We start from the raw sequence: 13,532 nt of genomic DNA on the forward strand, positions 1-13,532 counted from the left end.
CCAACGCAAGGAGGAGCCTCGTGCCGCGAACGCTGATCCGCAAGAACCCGAGCAACTTCAAGACCCTGCCGCTGCACGTCGAAGCCACACCCGACGGCCTGACCTACCAGAGCATCGGCATGCCGTTGAACTTCGGCCAGGTACAGCAGCGGCGCAAGGCCATCGAGCTGGCCGACCACGAACGCTTCGTGGTCGAGCTGGCCAACCTGGGGGTTTCGGTGCGCCTGACACTGCATTGGCAGCACCGGGACTACTGGGTGCTGGTGCGCCAGCGCCGGCAGGACCGCGGCGACGTGGTGCTCAAGCTGATCTCAGGCTACGTGCCCGCTCAGGAAATCAACCTGCCCCTGCACACCGCCATCCAGGAAGTGGCCGAGGAATGCCTGCTGGAAACCCCGGAAGGCTGGCTCGGCGGGCGCTTCAGCGACACCTGGCTGCCCGCGCCCTATGCCGACGCGCTGCATTATCGCGAAGCCCTGCCGTTCGTGCTCACGCCCGAGTCCGGCGCGGCGCGCCCGGTGCATTGCGGCAACCTGATGCTGCTGGAGCGGCCACGTGCCTATGTGCACCTGCCTACCGCGTCGTTGCAGTTGATCTACGACCTGCGCCTGCAGGTACCCCGGGAAGCCAAGTCGCTCAGCCTTTTCCACGTGGACGAGCGGCTCGAAGGCGACCAGCTGGTGGCACGGCTCAATCGCAAGCGGCCGGACCTGTATCTGATGCCGCTGGTCGATGGCCAGCCGACAGCCGAACTCTATACCTTGAAGAAGGACGAACTGGTGCCAGCCAGTACACGAGGCCTGTACCTGGCGGAGAGCTTTGCCCGGCAGGACGGCTGGGTGGTCGGGGATGAGCGGATTCGCTGGAAGAACTGGATCAGGCAGCAGGGGCTGGAAGAACACCGGCCGCAGCCGGCCTCGCACCTGCAGCGCTTTGGTGACAAGGCCCGGGCGTTGTTGCAGCGCGCGTTGCACCACAAATGATGCCCGGGGGCTGCGCAGCAGCCCCACGGGTGGATCAGTGCTTGCGGATCTTCTCGACGATCGCCGTGGTCGAGCTGTTCTCCACCAGCCCCAGCACCTTCACGGTGCCGCCGTAGGCCTTGACGATATCGGCCCCCACCACCTGATCGATGCCGTAGTCCCCACCCTTGACCAGCACATCCGGCTTGACCTGGCTGAGCAGGTTCTCCGGCGTGCCTTCGGGGAAGCTGATGACCCAGTCCACCGCGCCCAGGCCAGCCAGCACGGCCATACGCCGGTCGACGCTGTTGATCGGCCGACCTGGGCCCTTGAGCCGGCTGACCGAGGCATCGTCGTTGACCGCCACGATCAGACGATCGCCCTGGGCCCGCGCTTGCTCCAGGTAGGTCACGTGGCCGGCATGGAGAATGTCGAAGCAACCGTTGGTGAAGACGATCTTCTCGTTGTGCGCCCGGGCATCATCGATTGCCAGCAGCAGTTGCTCGAGGGCCAGCACGCCGCGCTCGGAGCCTTCCTCGCGCTGGATCGCGCGGCGCAGTTCAGGGGCGCTGATAGCTGCTGTACCCAACTTGCCGACCACGATGCCTGCGGCGAGGTTGGCCAGGGCCACCGCGTGGGGCAGGTCCTCGCCGGCTGCAATGGCCGCCGCCAGGGTGGAAATCACGGTATCGCCCGCACCGGTGACATCGAACACTTCGCGGGCACGCGCCGGCAGGTGCAACGCCGGGTGGCCGGTGCGCAGCAGGGTCATGCCGTGTTCGCCACGGGTCACCAGCAGCGCGCCCAGGTCAAGCTCCTGCAGCAATTGCAGGCCCTTGGCGACCAGCTCGCCCTCATCGGCGCAACGGCCGACGATGGTCTCGAACTCGCTGAGGTTCGGGGTGATCAGACTGGCGCCGCGGTAGATGGAGAAATCCTTGCCCTTGGGGTCGGCCAGAACCGGGATGCCCTTGGCACGTGCAGCCTGGATCAGGCTCTGGTGGTTCTTGAGCGCGCCCTTGCCGTAATCCGACAGCACCAGCACCTTGATGCCTTCGAGCAGGCCATCGACCTCCTCGCCCAGTGACAGCGGGTCGGTGGCGAACGGCTCTTCGAAATCGATGCGCAGCAATTGTTGGTGACGGCTCATGACCCGCAGCTTGACGATGGTCGGCTGGTGGGCAATGCGCTGGAACACCGAGCGCACACCCGCTGCGTGCAGGCTGTTGGCGAGGCTGTCGGCAGCCTCGTCCTGGCCGGTCACGCCAACCAACGAGGCTGGCGCGCCCAGGGCGGCGATGTTCAATGCGACGTTGGCCGCGCCACCGGGGCGATCCTCGATCTGCTCGACCTTGACCACCGGCACCGGGGCTTCGGGAGAGATCCGCGAGGTACCGCCATGCCAGTAGCGGTCGAGCATGACATCGCCGACCACCAGAACCGGGGCTTGATCGAAACGCGGCATGGACAACTTCATGGGCAACCCATATGAAAATAGTGAACAGGGGCAGGATATTAGCACAGGGTCGGTGACGGCTTTACGGCCAGTGTCGATCTGTACGTTACCGATGATGATCGGGGCCGACTCGGCCCCGACCCAGGGGATATCAGGTGATGTCGGCCTTTTCCGGCGCGTCCAGCCCCATGGCATGCAGGCGGGCATAATGGCCATTTGCCTGGAGCAGCTCGGCATGGGTGCCGCGCTCGACCAGCCGGCCCTGGTCCATGACCAGGATCAGGTCGGCCTTCTCGATGGTCGACAGGCGGTGGGCGATCACCAGGGTGGTACGTCCCTGCATCACGTGGTCCAGGGCAGCCTGGATGTGGCGCTCGGACTCGGTATCCAGGGCCGAGGTCGCCTCGTCGAGGATCAGCAGCGGTGCGTTCTTCAGCAGGGCACGGGCGATCGCCAGGCGCTGGCGCTGGCCGCCGGAGAGCAACACACCGTTTTCGCCGACCTCGGTGTCGAAGCCCTTGGGCAACTGGTCGACGAACTCCTTGGCATAAGCATCGGCGGCGGCGGCCTCGATGTCCGCGCGCGGCGCACCGGCCAGGTCGCCGTAGGCGATGTTGTTGGCCACCGTGTCGTTGAACAGCGTGACGTGCTGGGTCACCTGGGCCACATGGCGGCGCAGGTTGCGCAAGCGATACTGCTCGATCTCCACACCGTCGAGCAGGATCTGCCCGTTGGTGTGGTGGTAGAAGCGCGGGATCAGCGAGGCCAGGGTGGACTTGCCGCTGCCGGAGCGCCCTACCAGGGCGATCATCTGCCCAGGCTCGGCAGTGAAGCTGATATCGCTGAGCACCTGGCGGTCGGTACCGGGGTAGCTGAAGCTGAGGTTGCGCACCTCCAGGCGACCTTCCACACGGTCTTTTTCCACGGTGCCGGTGTCCACTTCGGGCTGCTCGTCCAGTTGCTCGAAGATGCTCTCGGCGCCCGCCAGGCCCTTTTGAATGGTCGAGCTGACTTCCGAAAGCTGGCGGATCGGCTTGGGCAGCAGGCCTGCGGCCGTGATATAGGCCACCAGGTCACCCGCCGAGGCATCGCCACGCAGGAACAGCACCAGGAACATCAGCGATGCCATGGCGCTATAGATCACCAACTGCAGCAATGGCGTGTACAGCGCGCCGGTCTTGGTCATGCGCAGCTGCTTCTCGGTGTTGCCCTGGCTGGCGTCGTGGAAGCGCCGCTCCTCGTAGGCTTCGCCACCGAAGCTGCGCACCACGCGGTAGCCCTGGATGGTCTCGGACGCCACATGGGTGACATCCCCCATCGCGACCTGGATCTTCTTGCTCTGCTTGCGGAATTTCTTGCTGGCGGTACTCACCATCAGCGCGATCACCGGCAGGATGGCAACCATCACCAGGGTCAGCTTCCAGTTCATCCACAACAGGTAGGCGAACAGGAAGACCACGGTCAGGCCTTCACGGATCACCACCTTGATGGCATCGGTCGCCGCACCGGTGACCATGGTCACGTTGAAGGTGATGCGCGAGATCAGGTGGCCGGAGTTATGGTTGTCGAAGTAGCGGTTGGGCAGCACCAGCAACTTGTTGAACAATTGCACCCGCAGGTCATGTACCAGCCCCAGGGAGACCTTGGCCAGGTAGTAGTTGCCCAGGAACGACCCCAGCCCCTGCCAGGCCGCGATCAGGATGATCAGCAGCGGCACGGCCTGCAGCAGTTGCAGGTCGCGCAGGTAGGGGACATTGGGGAACAGCACCGCTTGCGGATTGCTCAGCCCATCGACGAAGTATTTCAAGATCCCGGCCAGCATCGGCTGGGTCGAGGCAAAGATCACGAAACCCACGATGCTCAGCAGGAAGATGCCGATATAGGGTTTGACATAGCTCAGCAGCCGGAAATAGATCTTCAGGCTGGAGGTGTGCTCCGCCGGTAGCGGTGTTTCGGCCATCATCGAGCTCGCTGTTCAGGTTGAACCGGGCATTTTACCACAGGCATCGTTTTCGGCACGCACCCAGGGCAGCAGCATGGCCAGGCCCACCGGCAACCAACTGATGAACCATTCGGCACGCGGGGTATCGGTGAGGCTGGCGGCATCGAATTGCATGGCAAGCGTGGAGAAGATCCAGTAGCCGAGCAGCACCTTGCCGAACAGCGTGCCACGGGCGCGCAGGATCTCGCCTAGGGCGAACAACCACACCGCTACCCACAGCCCCCAAAAGAATCCAAACCCGTCATCATGGTGTTGACGCTTTATTTTCGGCATTATGGCCGGTCATTTTTGCTTGCCAGACGACAAGGCCCTACCCATGCAATGCTCCCGGCTCTCCCAGGTCGACTTCGATCAGCTGACACTCGGCGCCAAGGTTCTAGAGGCAGATAGCCACGGTGCCAAAGTCTACCTGCTCGGGGATGGAAATATCCTCAAGGTTTTTCGTCGCAAGCGTCTGATTTCATCTGCGCTGTTGCGCCCCTACTCACGGCGCTTCATCGATAACGCTGCGCGCCTGGCGCAGATGGGGATCCCGACGCTGGAAGTGATCAGCCATCACAAGCTCGACCTACCGGGCCGTACGGCCGTGCTCTATCGACCGTTGCCGGGCCAGACGCTGCTGCAACTGTCGCGCGAACCGGGGTTCAGCTGGGATGTCCTGCTGCCGCAGCTGGTCGAGCTGATCCGCCAATTGCACCGTTCGGGTATCTACTTTCGCTCGCTGCACCTGGGCAACGTGGTGATGACGCCTGACCAGCGCCTGGGCCTGATCGACGTCGCGGACATGCGCTTCCTGCGCGCCCCGCTGCCGGCGCGGATGGTGCGCCGGAATGTGCAGCACATGGCGCGCTATATCGAGCGCGAGAATCTCGCCAACCAGTTCCCGCTGGCGGCCTTGGAGGCCGCCCTGCTTCGAGATTAGCGCCCCAACAGGCTGGCGACCCCGGCCAGGAACGCTTGCCAGCTCTGCTCCGGCGCCAGGGAGCGCCGCTGGGCTGCCGCCGTGGCCTGGGTATCGAGGCTGGCGCAGCGTGCGATGGCCTGGCTCCAGGCCTCGACGTCAGCGACCGGCAGGTAGCAGTCGGCTTCACCCAGTTGCTCGCGAAACACCGCAAGATCGCTGCAGATCACCGGAATATCTGCCAGCACAGCCTCTTGCAACACCAGCCCCAGCCCCTCGGAGCGCGAAGGCAGCAGCAAGCCATCGAAGGCACGGTACAGTTGGGAAAGGTCTGGCCGGTAACCGCACAGCCGCACGCAGCCATCGAGCCCCAGCGCCTCGATCCGCGCCGCGAGACGATCGCGCAACTCACCATCGCCGAAGATCATCAAGTGCAGGTTGGGCTGCTGCTCGCGCGCCCTGGCGAAGGCCTCGATCAGCATTTCGAAGCCTTTGCTTTCCACCAACCGGCCCACGGCGCACAGCACGCGGCCTTCGCCTTGGGCAGGGAGGCCAAGCGTCTGCCGGGCGGCATTGCGTGCAAGCAGCTGGCCGCAGAACACGGCCGGGTCCATGGCGATGCGCAGGGTGCGCACCGGCAGGCCGAGGTCCTGCTCGAGCGAGCGGGCCAGTGTACCGGACACCGCAGCGATGGACAGGCGTTCACGAGGCACACTGCGCAACAGGCTTACGTCACTGCCGCGCAGCCGGGTGGAGCCATGGAACAGGACCGCCGCGCGAACACCGGGCAACTGGCGCAGCAGCGGCAGCATCAAGCGCGCGACACCCAGGCCATCGAGCAGCAGCACGTCAGGCTGCGCCTGGCGTAAGGCCGCGCGCAGGCGCAGGCGCAACCAGGGCACCATTAGGCGCTCCGGCAGGCGGCCCTTGAGTGCCCGTTGCGGCAGGTTCCAGAGGTGGGTTTCACCCAGCCCGCCACACCCCTGCTCACCGAGCAGCAGCCAATTGCTCACGCGCACATCGGCCGGGGCATGCCCCAGCACCTGCCGGTGAACCGTGTGGATGGACGTATATTGCGCACCACCCGACCACATCACATTGACGATGTTCATCGGGTTACGCCCCTCCGGAAAATGAATGGGCCATCAGGCACGCCGCTTCAACCGACAAGGAAACCGATCCCCGTGCCGACCACCAGCCCCACCAACAGCGTCAGCATCAGTTTCTGGCGGTCCCGCTTGCGTCGCCTGGCCTTGCGCTGGACTTCCTCGGGCAAGGTCACGTGGTTGCCGAAGCCCGTGTGCAGCACCGCGTCCCCTTCCAGGGTGACCGCGCCCAGGTTCAGCTCGGCGTACCGGCGCGACAACGCCTTCTCACCAGAATAGGCGGCAAACGGCGCACAACGTTGGTAGTCGCTCAGGCGGCGCAGGCCTGGGTTGAGCGAGAAGGCTTGCCACTCGGCCTTGTCGGATAACAGCGGGTAGCACGGCACGCCTGCGATCACTTGGCGCTCGCCCAAATGGATATACGGGCTATGGACCGCCAGGTCGTGGGCATGGCTGCGCAGCCAGACCTGCAACAGGTTCGGGCTGACCTCCAGGATTGCACGGGAGTCCTCGACGAACCCCTGGCGGTAGAAGCGCCAGTCGTCCTCGCAATGGAAGATGTACGGCGTCTTCACCTGGCTGTAGGCCAAGTCGATGGAGGGCAGTTGGCCCAGCTTGGGCCGATTGACGAATACCGTGCAGTGAGGCTTCCAGTGCACAGGTACTGCATCGTGGACCGCATCGTCCCCGGAGTCTTCGGTGATGAAGACTTCGCGGATCGGCGCGGTGTTGTATCGGTCGAAACTCTCGAGCGTTTCCTTGAGCAGGTCGAAACGCCCGCAACTGGTCACGACCACGGTGATATCACTGTTCTCAGAGAAGCGCACGGGGCTCCCTCCACCTTTGGACTGTCAACGACTCACGCATTCCCTGCGACAGGAGCGCCATTGCTCAGAACCCCAGCCTCAGGCGCAGTCGCTGCCAGGCACTCAGCGGTGGCTGCGGCCGCAGCGGGGGTTCCATGTGTTCGACGATGCTACGGCCAACCTGGGCGAAGCTGAAGCGCGAAACCGCCAGCTCCCGACCGTTGGCAGCGATGCGCGCAGCCAACGCTGGGTCCTGCCGCAGCGTGCGCAGTTTTTCCTGTAGCGTCGGGACGCTGTCGTACAGCACCACGTTGTGCATGTCCTCAAGGCCCAGGGCGCGGTTTTCCGACTCACCCTGGTCGTAGGCCAGCAGCACGCAGCCGCAGGCCATGGCCTCGAAGTTCTTGATCATGTATTCGCCCATGCCCACATCGGCGCTGACGAAGAAACGGATGCGGTTGAGCGTGTTGCAGTAGTCCTCGCCCGACTTGGTACGAGTGACCACCAGGTTTTCCACCTGGCCGAGCTCATCGAGCAAGGCCTTTCGGCCGCTGTAGGCCACGCTGCCGGTGCTGCCGACGAAGGCCAGCTCGATATCACGCTCGCGCCCCTGGTCGGTGAGCAGCTGTTCGTCATAGCCTTTGGGCACGAACACCGCGTCGAAACCTTCCTGGCGCAAGCGTTCACTGACCATGTAGCCGGAACTGATCACCCGCGCCCACGGCAGGTGGCGGTAATGCGCACTGAACTTGCCAGTGTACTTGCAGGGGATGTAGTTCTGGTAGGCATCGTGCTCGAGGATCACCAGGTTGGGCACAGTGCGAATGAAACCGACCTGGCGGATCTCCTGCTTGAAACGCAGAAAGAACACGATCCGGTCATAGCGGCTGACATCGACTTCACGCTTGAAGTAGCGGCGCAGGTTGCGCTGGTCCTCGCTGGTCAGCCAGCGCAGGTCACAGTCGCAATGGGCGGCGACGCCATCGTACAGGCGGTCCAGGATCGCCCGCTGCTCCTTCTGCACCAGAAATAGGACTTTCATTGCTTTCCTTGGGCTCTGTGCGCCATCAATCATTCGTCACGCTCGCACGGGCGATGCCAGAACAGTTCGTGGCGGCGGACCGCCTTGCGGAAGAATTCGTTTTCGCCATACACCGAAGGCTTGCGCCCGGCCAGCCAGTGCTGCAGCACCCGGCGCAAGCGGCGCTTGAACGGCGCAGGCGGCTGCAAGTCATGCATCATGCCCAACGCCATGGCTTTGTCGCGCTGGGTGGCAAGGTCCAGGACCCGGCAATAGGGCACCCAGGCCTGTTCAGCGCTCAACTGTGGAGGCAAGGCCACGCCATCGCCGCTGTCGCCCATGGGCCAGCGGTCGTTGTCGTGCAAATGGTTCGCGTAGTACAGCTGTGTCTCAGGCTGCCAGTCCAGGCCTTGCAAGGCTTCGTGCACCGCGGCCTGGGCACAGATGTGGTCCGGGTGCGGGTCGAGTTGCGGGTGCGGCATCACCAGCACCTGCGGCCGGGCCTGCTGCAGCAAGGTGCGCAGATCAGCCAGCAAGTTGTTCCAGGTAGGGGCGCCATCGGCATCGCCCGGCAAGGTGAAGGCATTCAGGCGGCGGAACGGGCGGGTATCGGCCAGCTCAGCCTCGCGCGAACCTACCGGTTGGTCTGGCGTCGCCTGCATCGCAGGCAGTTGCAGGCAGAAATAGCCCAGCTGGACACAATGTGCCTCGGGCACCCCGGCCCAACGTGGCACGGTAATACTGTCCCAGGCGCGCAGACGGCCCTTGAGGCGCGCCGCCTCGGCCTTGGGCAGGCCCATCTGCTGATAATGCTCGGCCTCGATCTCGCCGGCGGTCAGGGTGACGACCCAGGCTTCATCGGCCTGGCTGTAGAGGCCATAGGCAGCCAGCTCGGCGTCGTCGGCATGGGGGGCGATGACCATGACCCGGCGCCGATCGAGCTCGACCGGTGGGGTTATCCACAGCCGCGGCGTACCCACCAATCGACAATACCGGCCACTCAGGCGCAACGCCCCGGCCATCAGCGGCGCAGCGAAGCCGGTGAGGTTGAGAAAGCGCACGCCATCCACGCCACGCTCGAAGGCCTGACGGTCCTGCTCCGCTTCGCCCTGCAGCTCCACGCGCGGGTCGAGCCAGCGCCCCAGCCAGCTGCTTTTCAGCCGCACTTCGAGAATCAGCGTTTCATCCCCGGCCAAGGCCGCGTCGGCCTGCAGCACGCCCTCGCGAAGGCTGGCGGCAACCTGGCGAGCCTGCTCACCGAAACGGTAGGCGTAGTCCTCGGCGGGCGAATAGAACAGGTGGTCGGCGAACCAAGCCTCGTGCGCCACCCACAGCAGCGGCAACAGCACCAGCGGCAACCACCACCAGGTGACGACCCCCAGTGCAGCCAACGCGATCAGGCCTGCCAGCAGGCCCACGCGCTTATTGCGCCGGTGGCGCTTGAGCAACTGCTGCTTGCGGCTCACGACTGGAACACCGGCACGGGGTTGCACCAACGGTCCTTGTATTCACGATCGGCACGACCGAAGGAGAACCGCAGCGGCTTGTTGCGCGCCCGGGCATCTTCCCAGGCGGCCTGGGTATTGAGGAAGCTCAACACGCTGCCAGGGCTGAAGGCCTTTGTCTCGGGGTCCACGCCGCCGTTGACGTACTCGACGCTGACCCACTCCGGCGCCTCGACCCGGTACACCAGCTGGATGGCGATAGGGGCCCCGTCGAGCAGCAGCACCGAGCCGATCAACAGCTCGCGCAGGCGCTCCAGCACATCGGCCATGCGTGCCGCGCCGGTGGCCGGGAAGCCCCAGCGGCGCTGGAACAGGTCGCAGTACATGGTTGCGATTTCACTGGCGGAGAACTCACTGATCGGCCGCACCACACCGCCCGCCTCTTCCAGCAGGCGCAACTCGCGGCGCTGGTTGTAGCGAAACTTCTTGGACAGGTCTTCGTGGGCACGCGCCATGGCCAGTTGCTCGGCCTGCGCCTTGAGCCCCGTGAATCTACCCTGGTTCAGCTCCGACAGGTAACGCGCGGCATGGCGCAGCGGCGCCCCGGCATCACCGGCGGCCGGTAGGATGATCTCGGCATTGCCGAGGTCGAACAGGCCTTTCTTGCCGTGACGCTTGAGCACGTCCTTGGACAGTGCCAGATGCCGGCCCCAGGTAGGAATGGCCGCCTTGACTTCGCCATCAACCTCCCAGCCCAGATAACGCACCGGAATCTGCGCCAGGTCGGCCAATTGCTCGATCACCAACGGATGGGTCGCGACGCTGCCGCCGAAACGTTGCCAGGCAGCGGCATAGGTGGCTGCATCGACAGGCGCCCAACCGCGCTCGCGAAAGGCCCGGATATGATTGAGCATCACGCCTCCGCTACCAATGCGCGTACCTGGGGCAACGCCCAGAAGGCATCGCGCACGGCCTGGTCGGAGAAGCGCTGGTGCAGCCGTTGCAGCATATGTTCGGCGCATGCCTGGCGCTGCGATGCGTCCAGCCCCGCCATGTGTTTGAGGCCCTGGGCCAGTTGGCCGGCATCACCCAACGGGAACAGCACGCCCACGCCTTCGACCACTTCCTGGGCACCGCCACAGGCAGTGGCGAGCAAGGGCACGCCCGCGACCATGGCCTCCAGCAGGACCATGCCGAACGGCTCGTGGTCCGAGCTCAGGGCGAACACGTCGAAGGCCTGGAAATAGCGACGGGCATCGGGTACCTGGCCGAGGAAGTCGACCTGCCCGGCAATGCCCAGCGCCATGGCCTGGGCCTTGAGCGCCTCTTCCAGACGGCCCTTGCCCAGGATCGCCAGGCGGGCACCGGCGGGCAGGCCCGGCAGTGCCTCGGCGAAACCACGCAGCAGGGTGGCCTGGTCCTTGTCCGGGTGCAGGCGCCCGACATTGCCGACGATCCAGGCTTGCGGGTCGAGCCCCAGGGCCCTACGCGCTTCTTCGCGGGGCAACAGGCTGGCCTGCAGCGCCTGTACGTCGATGCGGTTGTACAAGGTCTGGATACGCTCGGCCGGCCACTGCACCAGGCAGCGGCGCATGTCGTCGCGCACCGCGTCCGAGACGCCCAACAGGCTCAAGCGCTTGCGAAACAAGTTGGCGAACAAGCGTCGGCCACTGCGCTGGTAGTCGCCGAACGCATGGTGCACGCCGATCACCGGCAGGCCGGTGCCCAGCAGCGCCACGTAGATCGGCTTGAAGCGGTGGGCGATGCAGAAGCTGAAATCGCGCGCGCCTGCGACCTTGCGCAGGGCCGCGATGGCCCCGAGCTTCAGGCCGCGCACGGCCTTGGAGCTGAACTCCAGGAACAGCACCTCGTCCGAAGCGCAGCCAGCCGCGACCTCGGGGTCGGCCTTGCCGGTCAGGAAGACCGTGGTGACCTGGTAGCCGCGGCCCTGGAACAGGCTGGCGTATTGACGGGCGCAATCCAGGAACGGCCCGTCATAGCCATGGCAGAACTGCAGGACGCGCCGTTCAGAGCGGTTGGTCATAAGGCGCTGCGCCATCCTTGACCACCAGGATGTCTTCCATGATCAGGTACTGCAGGTCCGAGCCGAAGAACATGTTCAGGGCATCGGTCGGCGAGCAGATCATGGGTTCGCCACGGCGATTGAGCGAGGTGTTCAGCGACACGCCGTTGCCGGTCAGGTCTTCGAGGGCCTTCATCATGTCGTAGTAGCGCGGGTTGTACTCGCGCTTGAGCACCTGGGCGCGGGAAGTGCCGTCCTCGTGGACCACTTCAGGCACGCGGGTCTTCCATTCCTCGGCCACCTCGAAGGTGAAGGTCATGAACGGCGCCGGGTGGTCGACCTTGATCATCTGCGGAGCGACGGTGTCGAGCATCGACGGGCAGAAGGGTCTCCAGCGCTCACGGAACTTGATCTGCTCGTTGATCCGGTCAGCCACGCCCGGCACGCTCGGGCAACCGATGATGGAGCGACCGCCCAAGGCGCGCGGGCCGAACTCCATACGGCCCTGGAACCAGGCCACCGGGTTGCCATCGACCATGATCCTGGCGATGCGCTGAGGCATGTCGTCGAGCTTGCGCCACTTGGGCGCGTTCGGGTGGCGGGCGCAGGCGGCGATCACGTCTTCGTTGGAGTACGCAGGGCCGAGATAGACGTGCTCCATCTTCTCGACCGGTACACCACGGGCGTGGGAAACATAGGCCGCGGCGCCGACCGCGGTACCGGCGTCACCGGACGCCGGCTGCACGAACAGCTCCTTGACGTCCGGGCGGGCGATGATCTTCTGGTTGAGCTTGACGTTCAGCGCGCAGCCGCCGGCGAAGGCCAGCTTGCCGGTCTGCTTGAGGATATCGCCCAGGTAATGGTCGATCATCTGCAGGGCGAGCTTCTCGAACAGCGCCTGCATGCTCGCCGCGTAGTGGATGTACGGCTCATCGGCGATGTCGCCTTCACGCTTGGGCCCCAGCCACTCGATCAGCTTGGGCGAGAAGTAGAAGCCCTTGCCCTTCTCTTTATAGCGACGCAGACCGATGACATTGGCGTATTCGGTGTTGATCACCAGCTCGCCGTTCTCGAAGCTGGCCAGGCGGGAGAAGTCATACTTGCTGGCATCGCCGTACGGGGCCATGCCCATGACCTTGAACTCGCCGTCGAGCATTTCGAAGCCGAGGAACTCGGTGATCGCGCCATACAGGCCGCCCAGGGAGTCCGGGTCGTAGAACTCCTTGATCTTGTGGATCTTGCCGTTCTCGCCGTAGCCGAAGAAGGTGGTGGCGTACTCACCCTTGCCGTCGATGCCGAGGATCGCGGTCTTTTCCTTGAAGCCCGAGCAGTGGTAGGCGCTCGAGGCGTGGGCCAAGTGGTGTTCGACCGGCTCGATCTTGATCTTCTTCGGGTCGAAGCCCAGCTGCTCCAGGCACCAGACGATCTTCTTGCGGTAGCGCTTGTAGCGACGGTTGCCCATCAGGATCGCGTCGAGAGCGCGGTCCGGGGCGTACCAGTAGCGCTTGGCATAGTGCCAGCGTGCCTTGCCGAACAGGCTGATGGGGGCGAAGGGAATGGCCACCACGTCGACGTCGGACGGTTTGATACCGGCCTGCTCCAGGCAGAACTTCGCCGACTCGTAGGGCATGCGGTTCTTCGCATGCTTGTCACGCACGAAGCGCTCTTCTTCGGCGGCGGCAACCAGTTTGCCGTCGATGTACAGGGCCGCGGAAGGGTCATGGCTAAGGGCGCCGGACAGGCCAAGAATCGTCAATGCCAAGGGTCTAGCCTCTTCATTCGGTAGAGATGCGCCGACGGCCTCATGGGC

Annotated in this window: 11 protein-coding genes and 1 pseudogene; 2 read left to right on the plus strand and 10 right to left on the minus strand. The window is 64.7% G+C overall.

Translation table 11 applies throughout. The features are described 5' to 3' along the window. Nucleotides 1-20 precede the first annotated feature (20 nt). Entirely contained in the window at nucleotides 21-983 is a 963-nt protein-coding gene (locus tag AC1MHZ_RS00850) for a metal ABC transporter ATPase (protein WP_482965934.1), read from the plus strand. 34 nt (nucleotides 984-1,017) lie between these two features. Here the strand turns inward: AC1MHZ_RS00850 and hldE are convergent, their stop codons facing one another. The 3 genes and pseudogenes from hldE to AC1MHZ_RS00865 form a co-directional block, all read right to left on the minus strand. After that, on the minus strand, nucleotides 1,018-2,439 hold the full coding sequence (gene hldE / locus AC1MHZ_RS00855; RefSeq protein WP_084854108.1) for a bifunctional D-glycero-beta-D-manno-heptose-7-phosphate kinase/D-glycero-beta-D-manno-heptose 1-phosphate adenylyltransferase HldE: 1,422 nt from the start codon (nucleotides 2,437-2,439) through the stop codon (nucleotides 1,018-1,020). A 130-nt stretch (nucleotides 2,440-2,569) separates the two neighbouring features. Next, a complete protein-coding gene (gene msbA, locus AC1MHZ_RS00860) occupies nucleotides 2,570-4,378 on the minus strand; it encodes a lipid A export permease/ATP-binding protein MsbA (protein WP_324816039.1) in 1,809 nt (602 codons plus the stop codon). Between the two features lie 15 nt (nucleotides 4,379-4,393). Beyond that, nucleotides 4,394-4,639, minus strand: a pseudogene (locus tag AC1MHZ_RS00865) (O-antigen ligase family protein); the annotation flags it as partial. A 97-nt stretch (nucleotides 4,640-4,736) separates the two neighbouring features. On the opposite strand from AC1MHZ_RS00865, the gene AC1MHZ_RS00870 reads away from it, so the two are divergent. Next, entirely contained in the window at nucleotides 4,737-5,342 is a 606-nt protein-coding gene (locus tag AC1MHZ_RS00870; protein ID WP_084854104.1) for a BUD32 family EKC/KEOPS complex subunit, read from the plus strand. On the opposite strand, the gene AC1MHZ_RS00875 is transcribed toward AC1MHZ_RS00870, so the two are convergent. From AC1MHZ_RS00875 to AC1MHZ_RS00905, 7 genes are all read right to left on the minus strand, one after another. After that, nucleotides 5,339-6,433 (minus strand): glycosyltransferase, encoded by a 1,095-nt coding sequence (locus AC1MHZ_RS00875; RefSeq protein WP_084854102.1) that lies wholly within the window; start codon nucleotides 6,431-6,433, stop codon nucleotides 5,339-5,341. The genes AC1MHZ_RS00870 and AC1MHZ_RS00875 overlap by 4 nt on opposite strands. 47 nt (nucleotides 6,434-6,480) lie before the next feature. Beyond that, nucleotides 6,481-7,254 (minus strand): glycosyltransferase family 2 protein, encoded by a 774-nt coding sequence (locus AC1MHZ_RS00880; RefSeq protein WP_084854100.1) that lies wholly within the window; start codon nucleotides 7,252-7,254, stop codon nucleotides 6,481-6,483. A gap of 64 nt (nucleotides 7,255-7,318) precedes the next feature. Further along, on the minus strand, nucleotides 7,319-8,275 hold the full coding sequence (locus tag AC1MHZ_RS00885) for a glycosyltransferase family protein (protein WP_465001501.1): 957 nt from the start codon (nucleotides 8,273-8,275) through the stop codon (nucleotides 7,319-7,321). 29 nt (nucleotides 8,276-8,304) lie between these two features. Next, nucleotides 8,305-9,720: a PIG-L deacetylase family protein gene (locus AC1MHZ_RS00890; protein WP_482965935.1), complete on the minus strand. Its 1,416-nt coding sequence runs from the start codon at nucleotides 9,718-9,720 to the stop codon at nucleotides 8,305-8,307. Next, nucleotides 9,717-10,613: an antimicrobial resistance protein Mig-14 gene (locus AC1MHZ_RS00895; RefSeq protein WP_324816027.1), complete on the minus strand. Its 897-nt coding sequence runs from the start codon at nucleotides 10,611-10,613 to the stop codon at nucleotides 9,717-9,719. Before AC1MHZ_RS00895 ends, AC1MHZ_RS00890 begins: the two co-directional genes overlap by 4 nt. Then, the gene (locus tag AC1MHZ_RS00900; protein WP_084854094.1) at nucleotides 10,613-11,743 is read right to left on the minus strand and encodes a glycosyltransferase; all 1,131 of its coding nucleotides are present in this window, start codon (nucleotides 11,741-11,743) and stop codon (nucleotides 10,613-10,615) included. Before AC1MHZ_RS00900 ends, AC1MHZ_RS00895 begins: the two co-directional genes overlap by 1 nt. Further along, nucleotides 11,727-13,484: a carbamoyltransferase family protein gene (locus AC1MHZ_RS00905; RefSeq protein ID WP_084854092.1), complete on the minus strand. Its 1,758-nt coding sequence runs from the start codon at nucleotides 13,482-13,484 to the stop codon at nucleotides 11,727-11,729. The genes AC1MHZ_RS00900 and AC1MHZ_RS00905 overlap by 17 nt, the downstream gene beginning before the upstream one ends. Between the last annotated feature and the right edge of the window lie 48 nt (nucleotides 13,485-13,532).

It is taken from the genome of Pseudomonas sp. FA-1, assembly GCF_056856075.1.